We start from the raw sequence: 17,226 nt of genomic DNA, 5'->3' as shown, positions 1-17,226 counted from the left end.
GTGCCGATGTACTTCCTGATCGGCGGCTTCGGGCCGGGCCCCGGCAGGTCGCGCGCGGCGGTGAAGTTCTTGCTGTACAACCTGTTCGGCGGGCTGATCATGCTGGCGGCGGTCATCGGGCTGTACGTGGTCACGGCGCAGCACGGCTCGGGCACGTTCGATTTCCGTGACATCGTGGCGGGCGTCGCGTCGGGCCGCTACGGCGCCGACCCGGCGGTGTTCAAGGCGCTGTTCCTGGGCTTCATGTTCGCGTTCGCGATCAAGGCCCCGCTGTGGCCGCTGCACCGCTGGCTGCCCGATGCCTGCGTCGAGGCCACCCCGGCGACGGCGGTGCTCATCACGGCCGTGATGGACAAGGTCGGCACCTTCGGCATGCTGCGCTACTGCCTGCAGCTGTTCCCCGACGCCTCAACGTATTTCCGTCCGGCGATCGTGACGCTGGCGATCATCGGCGTGATCTACGGCGCGATCGTGGCGATCGGCCAGGCCGACATGATGCGCCTGATCGCCTACACGTCGATCTCGCACTTCGGGTTCATCATCGCCGGCATCTTCGTCATGACCAGCCAGGGGCAGAGCGGGTCGACCCTCTACATGCTCAACCACGGCATCTCCACCGCCGCGGTGTTCCTGATCGCCGGCTTCCTGGTGACGCGGCGCGGCAGCCGGGCCATCGCCGACTACGGCGGCGTCCAGAAGGTCGCGCCGATCCTGGCCGGCACCTTCCTGGTTTCGGCCATGGCCACCCTGTCGCTGCCCGGGCTGGCGCCGTTCGTCAGCGAATTCCTGGTTCTGGTGGGCACTTTCAACCGGTACTGGCTGGCCGGCGCGTTCGGGGTGACCGCCCTGGTGCTCGCAGCCATCTACATGCTGTGGCTCTACCAGCGGGTGATGACGGGGCCGGTGGCCGAGGGCAACGACCGGATCACCGACCTGCGGGGGCGCGAATTGGTCGTCGTGGCACCGTTGCTCGCGCTGCTGTTCGTGCTGGGCGTCTATCCCAAGCCGGTGCTCGACATCATCAATCCCGCCGTCGAGAGCACCATGACCACCATCGGCCAGCATGACCCAGCGCCGAGCGTGCCGCCCCGGACTGCCGAAGGACCGCACCGATGACCCTGCCCACCCCAAGCGTCGAGTACTTCCTGCTGTGCCCGATGCTCATCGTCTTTTCCGTCGCGGTCGTCGGCATGCTAGTCGAGGCATTCGCACCCCGGCGGATTCGCTACGCCACCCAAATGACGCTGGCCCTGGGCGGCCTGCTCGCGGCGCTTTTCGCGGACATCGAAGTGGCCGAGTCGATTCCGTCGTCCGGCCGCGCCGCGGTGCTGGGCGCGGTGGCCATCGACCGGCCGACGCTGTACCTGCAGGGCACCGTGCTGCTGGTCGCGGTGCTGGCGGTCATCTTCATCGGTGAACGGACACAGGCCAAGGCGGAAGCCAAGGTCGCCGTCGTCGCCCACAATGCCGGCGGGTCGGGGGGGCTGGATTCCTTTACGCCGCAGGCGTCCGCGGTTCCCGGCAGCGAGCCCGAGCGCGAGGCGGAGAGGGCCGGTGCCGCGCAGACCGAACTCTTCCCGCTGGTGATGCTGTCCGTCGGCGGCATGATGGTGTTCCCCGCCTCCAACGATCTGTTGACGATGTTCGTCGCGCTGGAGGTTTTGTCGCTGCCCCTGTACCTGATGTGCGGCCTGGCCCGTCATCGCCGCCTGCTGTCCCAGGAAGCGTCGATGAAGTACTTCCTGCTGGGCGCGTTCTCCTCGGCGTTCTTCCTCTACGGCGTCGCGCTGCTCTATGGCGCAACGGGCACGCTGCTGCTGCCCGGGATCCGGGATGCCCTTGCGGCCCATGGCGATAGCTCGATGGCGCTGATCGGCGTCGCGCTGCTGTCGGTCGGCCTGCTGTTCAAGGTGGGCGCGGTCCCGTTCCACTCGTGGATCCCCGACGTCTACCAGGGCGCGCCCACCCCGATCACGGGGTTCATGGCGGCGGCCACCAAGGTGGCGGCGTTCGGCGCGCTACTGCGCGTGGTCTACGTCGCGCTGCCGCCGCTGCACCACGAGTGGCGCCCCGTGCTGTGGGCGATTGCGATCCTGACCATGGCCGTGGGCACCGTCACGGCGGTGAACCAGACCGACGTCAAGCGGATGCTCGCCTATTCCTCAGTCGCGCACGTGGGCTTCATCCTCACCGGCGTGATCGCCGACAACACCGCGGGGCTGTCCGCCACGCTGTTCTATCTGGTCGCCTACAGCTTCAGCACTGTCGGCGCGTTCGCCATCGTGAGCCTGATCCGCAACGCCGACGGCGTCGAAGACGCCAAGATCTTGCACTGGGCCGGGCTCGGGCAGCGCTCCCCCATTGTGGGAGTGATGTTTTCGATGTTCCTGTTGGCCTTCGCCGGCATCCCCCTGACGAGTGGATTCGTCAGCAAGCTCGCGGTGTTCAAGGCCGCCGCCCAGGGCGGCGCGGTGCCCCTCGTCATTATCGGCGTCATCGCCAGCGGCGTCGCCGCGTACTTCTACGTGCGCGTCATCGTGTCGATGTTCTTCACCGAGGCGACCGACGACACCCCGCACGTCGTGACGCCCGGCATCCTGAGCAAGATTGCGATCGCGGTATGCGCCGCGATCACGATACTGTTGGGGATCTTCCCGCAGCCGCTGCTCGACCTGGCCGATCAAGCGGCCCAGCTGCTGCACTGAGTCAGCTGACGAACGGGCGCGTCGCCAAAACGTAGATCGCCAGGACCCCCAGCGGCGCGGCGAGCGGCAACCACGGCAGCTGCAGCGGAAACGACGTCGCGACGAGGCCGGCGCAGGAAAAACCCACCGCCGCAACGAGAGTCGGCCAGCTCCACATGACGCCGCCGGACGTCCCGACCGCGTGGCGGCACACCAGGTAGGCGACCGCGCACAATCCGGACCAGGCGGCGAAGACGAGCGAGGGATCCGACGCCAGGATCGTTGCCGCCGATGCCAGCACGGCGATCGTCGCCGCCGGGCGGTAAACCACCCCGGCGCCCACCGCGATCAGCGCGGCCGCCCCCGCGGCGACCGCGACACCGTGCGACCCGGCGGCGGCCAAGCCCACCATCACAACGCCGATGATGGTTGAGACGGCCAGTGCGATCCACTTCATGCCCGCAGCCGTCCCCGCACGCGATGGCGGCGGTCGGGCAGGACGGCCATCGACTGATCCAGCGTGCTGTCCCCCCGCCACGCCACGATGTCCACGCCGACGGTCGCCATGTCGCGATACATGGCCGAGCGCTGCAGCGCCCACATCCGATCGATCAGCGGATCCTGCTGGCTCTCGAAGGGCGAGCTGTCGAGGATGTCGACGGCGATCACCACGTGGCCGCGCTTGCGCAGGTCGATCAGCGCCAGCGCGAATTCCGTGTCGAGCAGCGTGGAGAACGCGATGACGATCGCGCCGACGGGAACCGCCGCGCGGGGCGCCAGTGTGCCGGTGGTGTTTTCGAATCGGTCGCCGGCTCCGAGCACGGTGTCGAGCACCCGGTAGAACTGGCGCTGTCCGATGTCGGCGCCCAGCCAGCGCGGTCGATTGCCGCCGAGGGCGACGATCCCGGCGCGGTCGCCGTGCCGCAGGGCGGTCTGCACCACCTGCGCGGCGCCGCGCACGACGCGTTCGGTGGCTTCGGTTGCCGGGCCCGCCGGCTGCCGGTACGTGTCGATCAGCACCACCACGTCGGCGGCGCGGTCGGTCAATCGCTGCGTCACGTGCAGCTGGCGCCGGCGCGCGCTCACCGGCCAGTTCACCGCCCGCAGCTGGTCGCCGGGCACGTAGGGCCGGATGTCGGCGTACTCGACGCCCGGGCCGATGTGCCGGGTCAGGTGGGCGCCCAACCGGTCGAGCAACTCGATCTGCGGGATCGGCGTCGGCTGCGGGGGTGTCAGCGGGAACACGATGACGTCGGCGGCGTCGACGGTGCCCGTTCCCGTCAGCAACCCGCCCCGCGCCAGCACGTCGACGCGCGCCCGGACAGGGTAGCGGCCCCACCGTTGTGCCTTCACCGCAACGGTTTTCGCGTCGCGGGACTCCGACTCGAGCGCTTCGAGCTGCATGCCCGCGAAGGGCGGCACCGTCAGCTCCACCGCTGCGGGCACGGAGTCGCCCTCTTCGGTCAGCCACACGCTGACCCGCGCCTGTTCGGTTTCGAAGCATCGCTGCGAATCGGGTTTTCCGTGCACCCGGATCTTGGGCACCGGGGGTTGCCAGCTGATCGAGCACAGCACGCCGAGCAGCGGCGCCGCGAAGGCAAGCAGCTGCCAGCGCGCGCCGATCACGGCGGCGGCCAGCGCAACCCCGGCGCAGGTCGCGACCGACCGTGCCAACGGCGATGCGCGCCAACGAAACTCGACTTCGGTGCCCATCGGAGATCAGCCCGGCCCACCGGTCGTCCGGGGCACCGGCAAGCGCCGCAACAATTCTGCGACGACGTCGGCGCCCTGGATCTTGCGCACCCACATCTCCGGCCGCAGGGTGATGCGATGGGCGACGGCCGCGACGGCGAGCGCCTTGACGTCTTCGGGGATCACGTAGTCGCGGCCGAGCAGCAGCGCGCGGGCGCGGGCGAGCTGAACGAGGTCGAGTTCGGCGCGCGGGCTGGCGCCCACGGCGACCTGCGGGTGGTGCCGCGTGGCGGTGGCCAGCGACACCACGTAGTGCAGCACGTCCTCGTGCACGGTCACCTGTTCGACCGACTCGCGCATCGCGAGCAGGTCATGCCCGTCCACCACCTGGTTGACCGTCGGCTCGGCCGATCCCCGTTCGAGGCGGCGGCGCAACATCGAGGTCTCGTCCCGCTCCGAGAGGTATCGCAGTTCCAGCCGGATCGCGAACCGATCCAGCTGTGCCTCGGGCAACGGATACGTGCCCTCGTACTCGATCGGATTGTCGGTCGCCAGCACGATGAACGGCGTCGGCAGCTTGTGGGTTTCGCCGTCGATGCTGACCTGGCCCTCGGCCATCGCCTCCAGCAGGGCCGCCTGTGTCTTCGGCGGCGTGCGGTTGATCTCGTCGGCGAGCAACAGGTTGGTGAAGATGGGTCCGGACCGGAACGCGAAGTTGCCCGACTGCATGTCGTAGATCGTCGAGCCCAGCAGGTCGGCGGGCAGCAGGTCCGGGGTGAACTGGACCCGGGTGAATCGGAGCCCCAGCGCGGCGGCGAAGGACCGCGCGATCAGCGTCTTGCCGAGGCCGGGCAGGTCCTCGATGAGCACGTGGCCGCGCGCGAGGACCGCGGTCAGGATGAGCGTCAGCGCCGATCGCTTCCCCACCACCACGCGTTCGATTTCGTCGAGGACCGCCTCGCAGCGTGCGGTGGTGGTCGCGACCGGCAGCGTCATATTTGCTCCAACCTTCGCAGAATCTCTTCGAGCACCCCGCGGCCCGGCCCGGGTTCGCGGTCACCGGTGCGGGTGACGTTGTTGGGATTGACCCACTCCCACAGCTCCGGGCCGAAAAGCATTCGGCCGCTTGCGTGATAGGCGCCTGCGTCCTTCGACTGTTTGTGCCCCGTCGTCATTTCGTAGCGGCGCGCGAGCATGGGGCGCAGGTGCCGGTCCCAGTCCGCCCGCGTGGAGTCCGAGCGCCGGATCGTCGTCTCGGTGGTGGATAGCCAGCGGCGCAACGAATCCCCCAGCTCGTCGTAGTCCGGCTCGGCCGCGGGTTCGTTGCCGCGCCCCACGGAGCGACGAACGTTGAGCAACACCAGGGCCAGGGCAACACCCGAGGCGGCCAGCAGGAACCGCCGCCCGTGCAATGTCAGCGCCAGCAGCTCTATCCCCACGACGAGGCAAACACCCAGCACGATAAGCCTTTTCATACGCGGCTCCGCAACTCCGCCAGGACCAGCCGCAGGACGTCGACCGCCACCTCGCGATGCCCCTCGTTCATCACGTGCGGGGAGAACCGCGCCTCTTCGAACAGGTTGACCAGCCGCTCGGCGTTATCGGCGTGCAGCGCATGGTGTTCGACGGCCCGCACCAGCACCTCGGTCGGCGTATCGAAGTCCTGGGGGGCGGCCCCGGGCACCCGGGCGAGTTCGCGTTCCATCGCGGCGTAGCACGCGATGATCGCCTCACGGGGTTCGCGGTTGAGGTCGCCGATCTCGGCCAGTCCGACTTCGGCGGCGCGGGCGAGCGATTCCGAACGCGGCTCGGGGGCCGGGGGCGCGAGGCGGTCGGCGGCCGCGACGACCGGGCCGGCGGCGCGCCACCGCCGTCGCGCCATGAGCAACGAGCCGGCGACGATCAGCAGCATCATCGGGATCGTGCCGGCGAGCAGCACGCCGAACATGTCCCCCGACCCGTTGCCCGGATGCCGCTGGGTCGCCGAGCCGCTGTTCTGCCCCGGCGGCCGCGCGGCGGGGACCCCGGTGGGGGCCGAGGGGTTTGAGTCGTGCGGCATCAGGTGCCGGACCAGGAGCGTCATGATCAGCAGCCAGGCGACGATGAGCACCAGCCCGATGAGCAGCACCCGCCAGCTCGGCCGGCCCTTGCCGGTGCCGAGCAGGTCGGACAGATCCGCCTGCTTCGGTGCCGCCGCCCGCGGATCCCGCAGGCGGGCGATGACCGCGATCGTCAGCAGCGCGAGCGTCCCGCTCAGCGCCGCGATGACGAAGAGCAGGGCTGCCCGGCCGCCGCCCGGTTCGGCACGCGCCGCATGGCCCTGGGCCGGGAAGTATCCGCGGAGGGCGGCGGCGACAAGGATCAAGAGGACGATCAGGGCAACCACGCGCCCCGTCGGCTTGTCGATACCGGGCTTCATAACGGGCAAGGGCACCACCCGACCGGTTGCATACGCCGTTGCGGCTCTGTCTTGGTTCATACTGGCACGTCAGGCGGCCATCCCGCCAGGAACGAGACCGACGCTAGGGCGCGAGGCCGGTCCCGCGCCGGTCCCGCGCCGGTCCGCAGTTGCGGCTCTATCCACAGGCCAGGAGCGCCGCCGCCAGTGGTGCGCAGTCCTACGGATTGTGGCGTACGTCACACTCAACTGCTTCTGGGTAGAACGCACGTGCTCGGTGCCACTATTGAACGCACGTCGACCAAGCTCCCAATCTTTGATTGGCTGAGAACCCGTGGCAGCGATTAAGGAGGGATCCGCCGTTGACCGCTGTATATAACGCGACAGCGGCCGAACCACCGGCTGAGACAGCAGGCGACGGGCTGGCCTGTGTCGACGCCGACGCGGGCACCATCACGAACGGCGCGGACGTCACGAGTCCCGTCGTCGCTGGTCCCGTCGTCGCTGGTCCCGTCTCGGCGCCCGCCGAGCCGGACGAGCGCCGCGCCGACGCCGAGGCGCCGACCCGCGGCGGAACCGCCGCGGTGCTGGGCAGGCCGTTTCGGTACAGCGCCAGGCAGCTCGATTCCTCGTTGCAGACGCTGGGCCGCTTCTTCGAACTGGCCGCCCAGTCCTTCAGGTACCTGATCACCGATTTGATCAAGCTGCGCCACCCGTGGCGGGACACCGTCAACCAGGCCTGGTTCATCATCAGCGTCACGGCGATACCCGCGTTGCTGGTGTCCATCCCGTTCGGGGTCATCGTGGCGGTTCAGGTCGGCAACTTCATCCAGCAGGTCGGCGCGTCGTCGGTCTCGGGCGCGGCCGGCGGCCTCGGGGTGATCCGGCAGGGCGCGCCGGTCGTGGCCGCGCTGCTGCTGGGCGGTGCGGCCGGTTCGGCGGTGGCGACCGATCTCGGCGCCCGCACCATCCGCGAAGAGGTCGACGCGCTGCGCGTCATGGGCATCAACCCCGTGCAGCGGCTTGTCACACCAAGGCTGGCCGCGATCGTCATCGTGGCGCCGGTGCTGTGCTCCTTCATCATCTTCATGGGCCTGGCGGCCGGCTACGCGATCAACGTGGGCTTCCAATCCGGCACCCCGGGTAGCTACATCGCGTCCTTCGCGTCCTTCGCCAGCGTCAACGACGTCGTGGTCGCCGTCCTCAAGACCTGGCTTTTCGGCGTGGTGGTAATCCTGGTGGCCTGCCAGCGCGGCCTGGAGGCCAAGGGCGGCGCACGCGGGGTGGCCGACGCGGTCAACGCATCCGTCGTCATCGGCATCGTCGCGGTGTTCGTGCTCAACCTGCTGATCACCCAGGGACTGTCGATGTCCATGCCCCTGAGGGTGGGCTGATGGCCCGGATGTCGGTGCCGGCACGCTACGTACCCACGCCGCTACGGGCATCGCGATGGGTCGCCGACCGGGGCGACTCGCTGGTCCAGCGCCTCGGCCACCAGGTCACCTTTCTGTCGCAGGTGCTCGGCGCGATTCCGCACACGCTCAAGCGCTACCGGCACCAGACCGGGGTGCTGCTGGTCGACATGATCTGGGGGAACGGCTCGCTCATCGTCGGCGGCGGCACCATCGGCGTGCTGGTGTTCATGGGCGCGGCGGTCGGCGGTTCGGTGGGGATCGAGGGTTACGGGGCCCTCGACATGGTCGGGATGGGGCCGCTGACCGGGTTCGTCTCGGCCTACGCGAACACCCGGGAGATGGCGCCGATGATCGCGGGGATCGGCTTCGCGGCGCAGGCCGGGTGCCGGATGACCGCCGAGATCGGCGCCATGCGGATCTCGGAGGAAATCGACGCGCTGGAAGCCCTTGGCATTCAGTCGATCCCGTTCGTGGTCACGACCCGGGTGATCGCCGGGATGATCACCATCGTTCCGCTCTATGTGGTGACGCTCGCGTTGAGCTATGTGTCGTGCGCGACGGTGGTCAACGTGCTGCACGGGCAGTCGTCGGGCACCTACTACCACTATTTCGACTCGTTCATCCAGCCGTCCGACGTGGTGTTCTCGGTGCTCAAGGCCGCGATCTTCGTGACGCTGATCATCGCGATCCACTGCTATCAGGGCTACTACGCCAGCGGCGGTCCCGAAGGCGTCGGGCGGGCCTCGGGGCGGGCCATCCGGGCCAGCATCGTGACCGTGGTCGCCGCCGACATGGTGCTGACGCTGTTGTTCTGGGGCAACAACCCCGGCATCCGGATATCGGGGTAGCCCATGGGAGTATCTCCAGACCACGGAGCGCGCGCGCCGAGTGCGCGCTCGTTGCGGATCCGGGGCCTGATCGCCGCGGCCGTGCTCGCCGTCGCGGGCACCCTTCTGTATCAGCTGGGCAACGGCGGCTACACCGACACGTTCCGGCTGACCGTGGTGGCCGATTCGATCGGCGAGGGTCTGACGCCGGGCGCGGAGGTGAAGTTCCGCGGCCTGACGATCGGATCGGTGAAATCCCTGCAATCGGTCGGCTACAACCGGCAGAAGATAACGGTGGAGCTGGACCCGCAACAGGCACGGGCGCTCGCGTCGGACACCACGGCTAATTTCATGTCGTCCAACACTTTTGGGCTCGCGGCCGTCGAACTGGTCAGCAGCGGCACCGGCCCGCGGTTGCGCCCGAACCAGACGTTGTTGATCGGCGCCAACGCGCGGTCGGCCTCCATCACCGGGCTGCTGCGTCAGGGCCAGAAGCTCGGCCGGCTCGCGGACTCGCCCGATGTCGACCGCATCATCGAGGTGGTGCGCCGGCACGCCGACCTGACCGAGCCGGTGACCCGGTCCTACTTCGATCTGGTCAAGATGCTCGTCGACTCCCAGAAAGTGCCTTTCTCCCACTCGCTTTCGGTGTTCGCCTCGGTGGTCAACGGGGCCAGCGACTCCGTCCCGCTGATCGGGCTGGCGTATGACCTGCTGAACGGGATGGAGTTCCTGGCCCATCCCGACGGGGTCGAGCGGATGAATGTCATCCTGGACCAGACCGCGAAGCTGCTCTTCAACACCGACCAGATGTTCGCGCGAAACGTCGGATGGCTCGCCCCGTTCATGGGCTCGGTGATGAACGTCTTGCTGCCGATCTCGTACCTGCAGGGCAGCATGGCGCCGGTCTACGACCGGCTCTCGGGCCTGCTGGACCGCACCAGTGCGGCGTTCCCGATCGTCGACGGCAAGGTACGCATGCAGATCGAGGTGACCCTCGACGCGATGCCGGGGCTGGCCGCGGCCCTGCCGTCCCAGCCTTCCCCGCCGGCCCCGCCGGCCGGGCCGCAGGCGGGTGGCCGATGAGGAGCGTCACGAAATCGGTTGTGTGGCTGACCATTTTCACCGCGGTCGCGGTGGTGTGCACGCTGATCGTGCTGACCGCCCTGCGCAGCCCGGTCACCGGGGCGCTCTCCCGCTACACCGCCGCGTTCTCCGATGTGTCGGGGCTCTACGTCGGTGACGACGTTCGGATTTCCGGCGTGCAGGTCGGCAAGGTGCAAACCATCCGGCTCGACGGGCGGACCGCCAAGGTGGATTTCACCGCGCAGGACGATCACCCGGTGTTCGCCAACACCGTAGCCGCGGTGCGCTACCAGACCCTGCTCGGTCAGCGCTACGTCGAGCTCATCCAGCCGGCCAAGCCGGACCGGCGGCTGCGGCCCGGGGACACCATCGGGCTGGGGCAGACGATTCCGTCGTTCGATGTGGCGAAGCTGTTCAACGGGTTTCGGCCGATATTCCAGACCCTCGACCCCGCCCAGTTCAACCTGCTGGGCGAGAACCTGCTTCGGCTGATTCAGGGCGACGAGAACGGCATCGGCCCGTTCCTGCATGACCTGGACGTCATTTCCAAGCTGGCGGTGAAGCGCCAGGCGGTCATCGCCGTCGTGCTGCGCAACCTCAGTGCGATCTCGGCGGACCTGGGCGGCAAGTCACAGCAGCTGTTTCATCTCATCGCCACGCTCACCGATGTGGTGACGAAGTTCGGCTCCAAAGCCGAGGAGTTCCGCGAGGCGATGGAAACCGGGCTGCCCGTCCTGCGGGACACCACCCATATCCTGCAATACAACGAGCGCATCTTTGACGGGACGACGGTCCCGCTCTACGACTTGTTCAACCGGATGTGGCCGCAGACCGCGACAATCATCGCGGGCATGTCGCTGGCCCCGTCGTTGATCCAGGGCATGCGGGACTGGCTGGCCGACGAGCAGCCCGCCGCACCGACGTTCTCCTGCTCGCGCGGCGAGGTCACCCTGCCGGGGATCGGGCAGGTGTCCTTCGCGCAACAGAACCTGGTGGTGTGCCGGTAATGGCGTTCGGCGACAAGCTGTTCGGACGACCGCGCGCCGTGCTCGATGAGCACGCGGCCGCCGGCCGCAATCGCCGGCACGGCATCGTCGGTGTCGTCGTCATCGTGTCGGCACTTGCCGCCACCGCGATGGCCTACCTGAATCCGACCGATCAGACCGGCTACACCGCGCACCTGGCCAACTCCGGCGGCGTGCGCGCCGGCGACCAGGTTCGCATCGCCGGAATCCCGGTAGGGAAGGTCACCGGCGTCCGGCTCGACGGCGCGGTCGTCGAGATGAAATTCGACGTCGAGCGTTCGGTGGTGGTCGGTTCGGAATCCACCCTGGACGTCAAGCTACTGACCCCGCTCGGCGGCCACTATGTGGCGCTCGACCCGAAGGGCCCGCTACCGCTGGGCCGCAACGTGATCCCGCCGCAACGTGTGGCGTTGCCCTTCGAGGTCAACGACATAATCCAGGCGGCGACGCCGCTGATCAAGGAAGTCGATGGCCAAGTCATCCACGACACCTTCACCGAAGTGGCCAACGCGGCCAACAGATATCCCGACGCGGTGCGCGACCTGCTCCGGTCGGCCAACGCGCTGACGGCCTCGTTGAGCAAGTCCACCACCGATTTCCATCGCGGCCTGGACTTCGCCAACAACGGCCTGCGGGCCACGGTCGCGCAACGTAAGCTGCTCGTCACGCTGTTCGAGCAGCTCGACATCCTCGGCACGTCGTACACCTCGAGGTCGGTCGACATCGTCGAGTTCTTCAGCCTGCTGAGCGAATTGGCCCGCATCATGGATCGCATCGTCGCGTTTTACGGCAGGGAGGTCGAGCCGATCGTCGACGGACTCGACGACATCACCACCACGCTGGCCGTCCATCCCGAGCGCTGGGGCCAGGCGCTCGACGGCCTGGGGCAGACCCTGGGCATCGTTTGGCCGATGCTCAGCGGGAACGGCGTCGTCTTCGACAAGCACAACCGGCTGGTTCCCGGGCAGGATCTGTGCCTGCCCAACATCATGAGGAACTGCTGAGGTGGCCAGGATGTCGGCGCTCGGCAGGCGGCTGCGTTCCCCGATGGGGATCGCAACGGTGCTGGCCGTCGTCGCGGCCGTCGCGGCGGCCGTCGTCATCGGCGCCAAGCTCGTCATGCCCAAACCCACCCGGGCGATGTGCGCCGAATTCACCGACGCGGTCGGGCTTTACCCCGGCAACAAGGTGGCGCTGCTGGGCATCGAGGTCGGCTCGACGACAGCGATCGTCAACAAGCCCGACCACGTCGAGGTGGACTTCACCGTGCCCCCCGACCTCGACCTGCCCGCGGACGTCGGCGCGGTCACCTACTCGCAATCGATCGTCACCGATCGGCATATCGAGCTGACCAAGCCCTATACGTCGGGCCCGAAGTTCACCGGGCCGGAATGCATCAAGCTGAAGTCCACCAGGACGCCGATCAGTGTCAGCGAAACCTTCTCTGCCATAGGCAAACTCGCCGACACGATCATGGGCCCCCAACCCGGCCAGGACCTGTCTCGTGCACCCGGCGTGCAGGCCATCAACGACAGCGTGCGCGCGTTCAGCCGTTCCCTCGACGGCACCGGCCCCGCGCTGAACGAGACGCTGGGCAATTTGGTCACCATGCTCGCCGACCCCTACAAGGCCGATGCCGACTACCGGCAGCTGTTCGAGAACACCGAGATCCTCAGCTCGGAATTCTTGAGGAACTGGAACAGCTTCGCCTCGGTGATCCAGACGCTGCCGGCCACCACCCAGCTGATCGAGGGCCTGTCGGACAACTTCGGTGCGGCCCTGAGCCATATGTCGCACCTGCTGCCGATCTTGGTCGAGGCGCTGAACCGGTGGGGGCCGCGGCTCTACCAAAAACTGGACAAGGGCATCACCTGGCTGCGGGACATGCTGAACCGACACACCCCGGCCATCCTCGCGATGATCAACTCTTGGCCGCAGTTCAGCCACTGGATCAGCGACATCTACGAACCGGCGTGGGGAACCCACAACGTCACCTATATCCCACCGCAAGTGGCGATTTCGCCGTCGCAGGCCGGAGCCATCTGCGAGGGGCTGCGGCAGCGCAATGTCCCCGGGGCCGCGGCGGCGTGCGCGTCGGGCACCGCGTCGGATCCGGTCACCCTCGGCCTGACCAACCTCATCCTGGGGGCCGCACTGTCATGACCCGACGACCGGTGCGCGTACTGCTGGCCTTGCTCGCGATCGTCCTCACCGCGGCGTGTTCGCTGGATCCGACGCGGCTGCCGGTCCCGGGCGCCTACAGCCCGCACGACGCCTACCGAATCAAGATCCAGTTCTCCAGCGTGCTCAACCTGCCCGCCCGGGCCAAGGTGGACTCCGGCGGGGTGCAGATCGGCGTGCTCGACCACGTCCAGCTCGACGGCACGACGGCCGTCGCCTACGTCGATATCGCCGGGGGCAGCAGGCTTCCCGACAACACCCGCGCCGAACTGCGCCAGGCCACCCCCCTCGGCGACATCTACATCGCGCTGGTGCCGCCGGAGGGCCGAGCCGGGGATCTGTCGGGTGCGCTGTTGCACGACGGCGACACCATCCCGCTGCGCAACACCGCCCCGGCCGACAACGTCGAAGACCTCCTGCGGTCGGTGTCGAACCTGGTGGCGGGCGGGGCAATCGGCACGTTGCAGAGCACCGTGGTCAACCTCAACAAGGCGTTCCCCAAGGACCCCGCCGAACTGACCCGGACGCAGCAGACCGTCGCCGGTGTGCTCAACGATCTGGCGGCCAATCAGGACACCATCGACGGCATCCTGTCCAGCATGGAGAACATCACGACCAATGTGGCGGCCAACACCGGGGTGTTCAACCGGTTGGTCACCGAGGGCCCGCCGAAACTCGAAGGGCTGTCGGCGATCACGGTGGCCATCCTCAACGTCGTCGGGGACTCTCGAGACATCGGCACCCTCGGCGGGCAAGTCATCGAACCCATCGTCGGCGACATCATGCAGATCATGTCCTACCTCACGCCGATGGTCGGGACCATCGCCACCGCCGACACCACCATTCCGGTGCTCGCCGACAAGCTGATCGCGTTCCTGCACTACAAGCTGCTCGGGTGGTTCCGCAATGGAGGCCCGAAATATATTGTCTCCGAACTTCATCCCCCGACCGGGCATGAGGGCGTGGATCCCGCCGACAAGGCCGACGCGGCCGTGAAGGCGATGCAGAGCATGGGGATGCTGCCATGAAGTTCAACGCACGCGTGACGCTGATCATCCTGGCGGTGATGACGCTGCTGGGCGCGGCCTACATGTCGATCGGCGTGCTCGACATCAGCCCGACCAAGCAGGTCACCCGGCTTACCCTGATGCTCAACACTTCCGGCGGCCTGATGCCCACCTCCGAGGTGACGATGCGCGGCATCAAGGTCGGCCGGGTGACCGGCATCCAGACCACGACGACCGGGCTGGCGGTCTCGATAGATCTCGACCGCTCGCACCCGGTGCCGGCGAACAGCGCGATCAGCGTGGAGAATCTCTCCGCGGCCGGCGAGCAGTACATCGACTTCAAACCGAAACTGATTGCGCCGCCTTATTTCGCCGACGGCGCGGTGATCCCCGCGGAGCGCGTCGCGCCGATGGTGACCGGCGCCGACTTGCTCACCAAGGCCAACGCGCTGGTCTCGGCGCTCAACCTGGATCAGGTGCACACGATCATCGTCAACGCTTCCGCGGCGCTCGGAGCCAACGACGACACCGTCGATTCGCTGGCCACCACCGCCGTGTTGACCGCCAAGGTGATCCGGGACGACAAGCAGTTGCTGGCCACCCTGTTCAACAACGTCTCCACCATGACCACCAACCTGGGCGACATCAACGCCGGCGAAGTGATCAGTGAGACGGGCAAATTGCTGCCGCGCTCGGTGCCGGCGTTCCTGCAGATGATCCACGAGATCGAGACGCTTTCGCACAGTGGCGTGGGGGTGGTCGGCCCGGACGATCCGGCCGGGATCCTGGTCGCCAAGATCAGCCAGTACCTCGACATGCTGGCCGGCCCGCTCAGCACCTTCACCACCGTCCTGCAACCCGCGCTCGCCCCGCTACACGACGTCAAGGTCGACGCCGGGCACTGGCTCGACTTCTGGGAATCGACGTTCAACGACACCGGCGGCATGCGGGTTCAACTCAACGTTCCCGAATGGCATCAATGATCGAGAAAGAAAGAACCGACGTGACGAATTCAACTGTCAGCGAAGATGAGAAAGTGGACGACGCCGAGGTTAAGGCTGTGGCCCCCGAGGAGACCGCACGGCCGTCGCTGACGGCGCGGCTGCGGCGCATTAGCCGGAAGCAATGGGGCGCAGCCGTTCTCGTCGCGGCGGTGCTCGCCGCCGGGGTGTTCGGGTTCGTCAAATACCACCAGGTGACCGTTCAGCTCGCGCAGCTGCGTCAACAGCAGGCCGATCGTGACGCCGTGGCGCAGCTGGCCAAGGAGTATGCGCTGAAGTCGCTGACCTACAGCTTCGAAGACCCGGATGCCTTCTTCCGCTCGGTCGAAGACGGTGTGTCGCAACAACTTAAGGACAAGTACGTCAACGCCAGCGACCTGCTGAAGAGCATCATGCTGCAGGCGCAGGTCACCTCCACCGGCGAGGTGCTGGCCACCGACCCCATCGCTTCGCCCGGCGGGGTCTATCAGGTGGTGGTGTCGGCCCATCAAACCACGCGCAATCTGCAAAACCCGACGCCGAAGGTGTCGATCATCCTGCTTCAGGTCACCGTGAACAGGGTGGGCAATGCGTGGCAGGTTTCCGACATCGGCCCCAAGACCGGCTCCCGCCCGCCGATCGAGGAGCAGCTGCCACAGGCCGGGCCCCCGCCGCCCGCCGCTCCGGCTCCCGCGCCGGCGCCGGCTCCGGCTCCGGCTCCGGTCAAGCCGGCACCGAAACGCTAGGCGCGCACCCGTGCAGCGGCTGCCAGTGCTGATCGCCGTCGCGGCGATGGCCACCGCGGGTGCCGTCGGGCCCATCGCGTCCGCCGACACGTCGTTGCCGCCGTGCCCGCAGACGGCCGCGCTGATCAGCCCGACGGCCACGTCGCCGCACACCGACTGCCGAATGCATTCCGGCGCTTTGGATTTCGCCGTCACCTACTGGAGTGCGCCCGAGCTGAGCGGGCCCGCCGCGGTGAAGATCGTGGTGACCGACCCGTCGGGCGAGGTGGTGCAAACGATCGATGAGCTACTGGAGCCCTCGAGCCCCGGGGGCGTCGGGATGCAGGATGTCGACGGCGACGGCCGCGACGAGCTGATCATCCCGATCGCCCGGCACCCGTTCAATGGCAGCCCGAACACCAGGTTCACGGTGTGGCGCGCGCCGGGCGACCGCAACCATTTCGAACGCACCCAGATGGTCGGACAGGCCCTCTATCCCAGCGGCGACGGCTATCTGGTGACCAACGGCGGGGCGCTGGACAGCCGAGACCTCACCTTCTATCTGCCGACGGGGGCCGGCTACACGCTGGTGGTGGTGCTGACCATCGAAGCCGAGCAGGTGGACCCGGACACTCACCGGGTGCTGACCGTCATTTGCCGCGCCCACCAGGAAGACGGCCTGCATGCGGTCGACATGAGCCTGCGCCAGGCCGAGGAAACCTTCTGCGCATCGCCGGCCGCCAAGGCCATCTGGCCGGACGCCGAGCGCCTTGACATCAGGCGCTGGCGCCGGGGGCAGCAATAGCTCTCGGTTTGCCTTAGGGCGCGCAGTAGGCGCGGGCCGCGGCCAGCTGCTGTCTCGCCTTGGCGAGATCGCTCGCGAGTTGTTCCGGGCTCGCCGGCCGGTAGGGGTCACTGGCGTCGATCTGCGAGGCCAGCATGTCCGACCGCAGCCGGAGGTCGAGCGCGGCCGGGCTGCGCAAGCCCTGCAAGGGAGACAGGGCGTTGCGGATCTGGCCCGCCAGCCAAGGCTGCGTCACTGAGGGCGAAACGAGATTGAACACGTTCTCCAGCCGATCGGCCGCCGGCAGGATGATGGCGCAGTCCCCGTCACCGGCCGCCGCCGTCGGCGCGGCGGCCAGGCAGATCGTGGCCGCGGCGACCGCGAGCGGCGCGCAAAGAACTAGTCCTGATTGACGCATCGGC

Annotated in this window: 18 protein-coding genes; 12 read left to right on the top strand and 6 right to left on the bottom strand. The window is 67.9% G+C overall.

What is annotated here, in order from left to right:
• Both AC5Y7V_RS08815 and nuoN read left to right on the top strand, forming a co-directional pair.
• Positions 1-1,116, top strand: a 1,116-nt coding sequence (locus AC5Y7V_RS08815) for an NADH-quinone oxidoreductase subunit M (RefSeq protein ID WP_499879608.1), incomplete at its 5' end; no start/stop codon positions are given.
• The gene (nuoN, locus tag AC5Y7V_RS08810; RefSeq protein ID WP_499879607.1) at positions 1,113-2,705 is read left to right on the top strand and encodes an NADH-quinone oxidoreductase subunit NuoN; all 1,593 of its coding nucleotides are present in this window, start codon (positions 1,113-1,115) and stop codon (positions 2,703-2,705) included. The genes AC5Y7V_RS08815 and nuoN, both read left to right, overlap by 4 nt.
• Position 2,706: 1 nt before the next feature.
• Here nuoN and AC5Y7V_RS08805 read toward each other — a convergent pair whose 3' ends face one another.
• The 5 genes from AC5Y7V_RS08805 to AC5Y7V_RS08785 are packed head-to-tail and all read right to left on the bottom strand — an operon-like array spanning position 2,707 to position 6,804.
• On the bottom strand, positions 2,707-3,141 hold the full coding sequence (locus AC5Y7V_RS08805; RefSeq protein ID WP_499879606.1) for a hypothetical protein: 435 nt from the start codon (positions 3,139-3,141) through the stop codon (positions 2,707-2,709).
• On the bottom strand, positions 3,138-4,397 hold the full coding sequence (locus AC5Y7V_RS08800) for a DUF58 domain-containing protein (RefSeq protein ID WP_499879605.1): 1,260 nt from the start codon (positions 4,395-4,397) through the stop codon (positions 3,138-3,140). The genes AC5Y7V_RS08805 and AC5Y7V_RS08800 overlap by 4 nt, the downstream gene beginning before the upstream one ends.
• Positions 4,398-4,403: 6 nt before the next feature.
• On the bottom strand, positions 4,404-5,372 hold the full coding sequence (locus AC5Y7V_RS08795) for an AAA family ATPase (RefSeq protein WP_499879604.1): 969 nt from the start codon (positions 5,370-5,372) through the stop codon (positions 4,404-4,406).
• The gene (locus AC5Y7V_RS08790) at positions 5,369-5,851 is read right to left on the bottom strand and encodes a hypothetical protein (protein ID WP_499879603.1); all 483 of its coding nucleotides are present in this window, start codon (positions 5,849-5,851) and stop codon (positions 5,369-5,371) included. The genes AC5Y7V_RS08795 and AC5Y7V_RS08790 overlap by 4 nt, the downstream gene beginning before the upstream one ends.
• The gene (locus tag AC5Y7V_RS08785) at positions 5,848-6,804 is read right to left on the bottom strand and encodes a DUF4129 domain-containing protein (protein WP_499879602.1); all 957 of its coding nucleotides are present in this window, start codon (positions 6,802-6,804) and stop codon (positions 5,848-5,850) included. Before AC5Y7V_RS08785 ends, AC5Y7V_RS08790 begins: the two co-directional genes overlap by 4 nt.
• Before the next feature lie 554 nt (positions 6,805-7,358).
• Between AC5Y7V_RS08785 and AC5Y7V_RS08780 the strand changes: the two genes are divergently transcribed.
• Genes AC5Y7V_RS08780 through AC5Y7V_RS08735 form a run of 10 tightly spaced genes read left to right on the top strand, consistent with a single transcriptional unit; the run spans position 7,359 to position 16,825 of the window.
• Entirely contained in the window at positions 7,359-8,168 is an 810-nt protein-coding gene (locus AC5Y7V_RS08780; protein ID WP_499879671.1) for an MlaE family ABC transporter permease, read from the top strand.
• Positions 8,169-8,176: 8 nt separating this feature from the next.
• Positions 8,177-9,037 (top strand): MlaE family ABC transporter permease, encoded by an 861-nt coding sequence (locus tag AC5Y7V_RS08775; protein WP_499879670.1) that lies wholly within the window; start codon positions 8,177-8,179, stop codon positions 9,035-9,037.
• A 3-nt stretch (positions 9,038-9,040) separates the two neighbouring features.
• Complete coding sequence (locus AC5Y7V_RS08770; protein WP_499879601.1) at positions 9,041-10,102, top strand: MlaD family protein; 1,062 nt, start codon at positions 9,041-9,043, stop codon at positions 10,100-10,102.
• A complete protein-coding gene (locus tag AC5Y7V_RS08765; RefSeq protein ID WP_499879600.1) occupies positions 10,099-11,109 on the top strand; it encodes an MlaD family protein in 1,011 nt (336 codons plus the stop codon). The genes AC5Y7V_RS08770 and AC5Y7V_RS08765 overlap by 4 nt, the downstream gene beginning before the upstream one ends.
• Positions 11,109-12,131, top strand: coding sequence for an MlaD family protein (locus AC5Y7V_RS08760; protein ID WP_499879599.1), 1,023 nt, complete (start codon positions 11,109-11,111; stop codon positions 12,129-12,131). Before AC5Y7V_RS08765 ends, AC5Y7V_RS08760 begins: the two co-directional genes overlap by 1 nt.
• A gap of 10 nt (positions 12,132-12,141) precedes the next feature.
• Positions 12,142-13,290: an MlaD family protein gene (locus tag AC5Y7V_RS08755; protein ID WP_499879598.1), complete on the top strand. Its 1,149-nt coding sequence runs from the start codon at positions 12,142-12,144 to the stop codon at positions 13,288-13,290.
• The gene (locus AC5Y7V_RS08750; protein ID WP_499879597.1) at positions 13,287-14,336 is read left to right on the top strand and encodes an MlaD family protein; all 1,050 of its coding nucleotides are present in this window, start codon (positions 13,287-13,289) and stop codon (positions 14,334-14,336) included. The genes AC5Y7V_RS08755 and AC5Y7V_RS08750 overlap by 4 nt, the downstream gene beginning before the upstream one ends.
• Complete coding sequence (locus AC5Y7V_RS08745; protein WP_499879596.1) at positions 14,333-15,298, top strand: MlaD family protein; 966 nt, start codon at positions 14,333-14,335, stop codon at positions 15,296-15,298. Before AC5Y7V_RS08750 ends, AC5Y7V_RS08745 begins: the two co-directional genes overlap by 4 nt.
• On the top strand, positions 15,286-16,041 hold the full coding sequence (locus AC5Y7V_RS08740; RefSeq protein WP_499879595.1) for a hypothetical protein: 756 nt from the start codon (positions 15,286-15,288) through the stop codon (positions 16,039-16,041). Before AC5Y7V_RS08745 ends, AC5Y7V_RS08740 begins: the two co-directional genes overlap by 13 nt.
• Positions 16,042-16,087: 46 nt before the next feature.
• Entirely contained in the window at positions 16,088-16,825 is a 738-nt protein-coding gene (locus AC5Y7V_RS08735) for a hypothetical protein (protein ID WP_499879669.1), read from the top strand.
• Positions 16,826-16,838: 13 nt separating this feature from the next.
• Here AC5Y7V_RS08735 and AC5Y7V_RS08730 read toward each other — a convergent pair whose 3' ends face one another.
• Positions 16,839-17,222, bottom strand: a complete 384-nt coding sequence (locus AC5Y7V_RS08730) for a hypothetical protein (RefSeq protein WP_499879594.1) — start codon at positions 17,220-17,222, stop codon at positions 16,839-16,841.
• Positions 17,223-17,226: the final 4 nt, after the last annotated feature.

It is taken from the genome of Mycobacterium sp. NGS34 (assembly GCF_059812845.1).
Note: the sequence above shows the minus strand (reverse complement) of the source record. Positions and strands in the feature narration are given on the sequence as shown.

Bases quoted from the DNA above. Each gene is read 5' to 3' on its own strand.
- nuoN (WP_499879607.1), top strand. From the start codon at position 1,113: ATGACCCTGCCCACCCCAAGCGTCGAGTACTTCCTGCTGTGCCCGATG.
- AC5Y7V_RS08805 (WP_499879606.1), bottom strand. From the start codon at position 3,141: ATGAAGTGGATCGCACTGGCCGTCTCAACCATCATCGGCGTTGTGATG.
- AC5Y7V_RS08800 (WP_499879605.1), bottom strand. From the start codon at position 4,397: ATGGGCACCGAAGTCGAGTTTCGTTGGCGCGCATCGCCGTTGGCACGG.
- AC5Y7V_RS08795 (WP_499879604.1), bottom strand. From the start codon at position 5,372: ATGACGCTGCCGGTCGCGACCACCACCGCACGCTGCGAGGCGGTCCTC.
- AC5Y7V_RS08790 (WP_499879603.1), bottom strand. From the start codon at position 5,851: ATGAAAAGGCTTATCGTGCTGGGTGTTTGCCTCGTCGTGGGGATAGAG.
- AC5Y7V_RS08775 (WP_499879670.1), top strand. From the start codon at position 8,177: ATGTCGGTGCCGGCACGCTACGTACCCACGCCGCTACGGGCATCGCGA.
- AC5Y7V_RS08770 (WP_499879601.1), top strand. From the start codon at position 9,041: ATGGGAGTATCTCCAGACCACGGAGCGCGCGCGCCGAGTGCGCGCTCG.
- AC5Y7V_RS08765 (WP_499879600.1), top strand. From the start codon at position 10,099: ATGAGGAGCGTCACGAAATCGGTTGTGTGGCTGACCATTTTCACCGCG.
- AC5Y7V_RS08760 (WP_499879599.1), top strand. From the start codon at position 11,109: ATGGCGTTCGGCGACAAGCTGTTCGGACGACCGCGCGCCGTGCTCGAT.
- AC5Y7V_RS08755 (WP_499879598.1), top strand. From the start codon at position 12,142: ATGTCGGCGCTCGGCAGGCGGCTGCGTTCCCCGATGGGGATCGCAACG.
- AC5Y7V_RS08750 (WP_499879597.1), top strand. From the start codon at position 13,287: ATGACCCGACGACCGGTGCGCGTACTGCTGGCCTTGCTCGCGATCGTC.
- AC5Y7V_RS08745 (WP_499879596.1), top strand. From the start codon at position 14,333: ATGAAGTTCAACGCACGCGTGACGCTGATCATCCTGGCGGTGATGACG.
- AC5Y7V_RS08740 (WP_499879595.1), top strand. From the start codon at position 15,286: ATGGCATCAATGATCGAGAAAGAAAGAACCGACGTGACGAATTCAACT.
- AC5Y7V_RS08735 (WP_499879669.1), top strand. From the start codon at position 16,088: ATGGCCACCGCGGGTGCCGTCGGGCCCATCGCGTCCGCCGACACGTCG.
- AC5Y7V_RS08730 (WP_499879594.1), bottom strand. From the start codon at position 17,222: ATGCGTCAATCAGGACTAGTTCTTTGCGCGCCGCTCGCGGTCGCCGCG.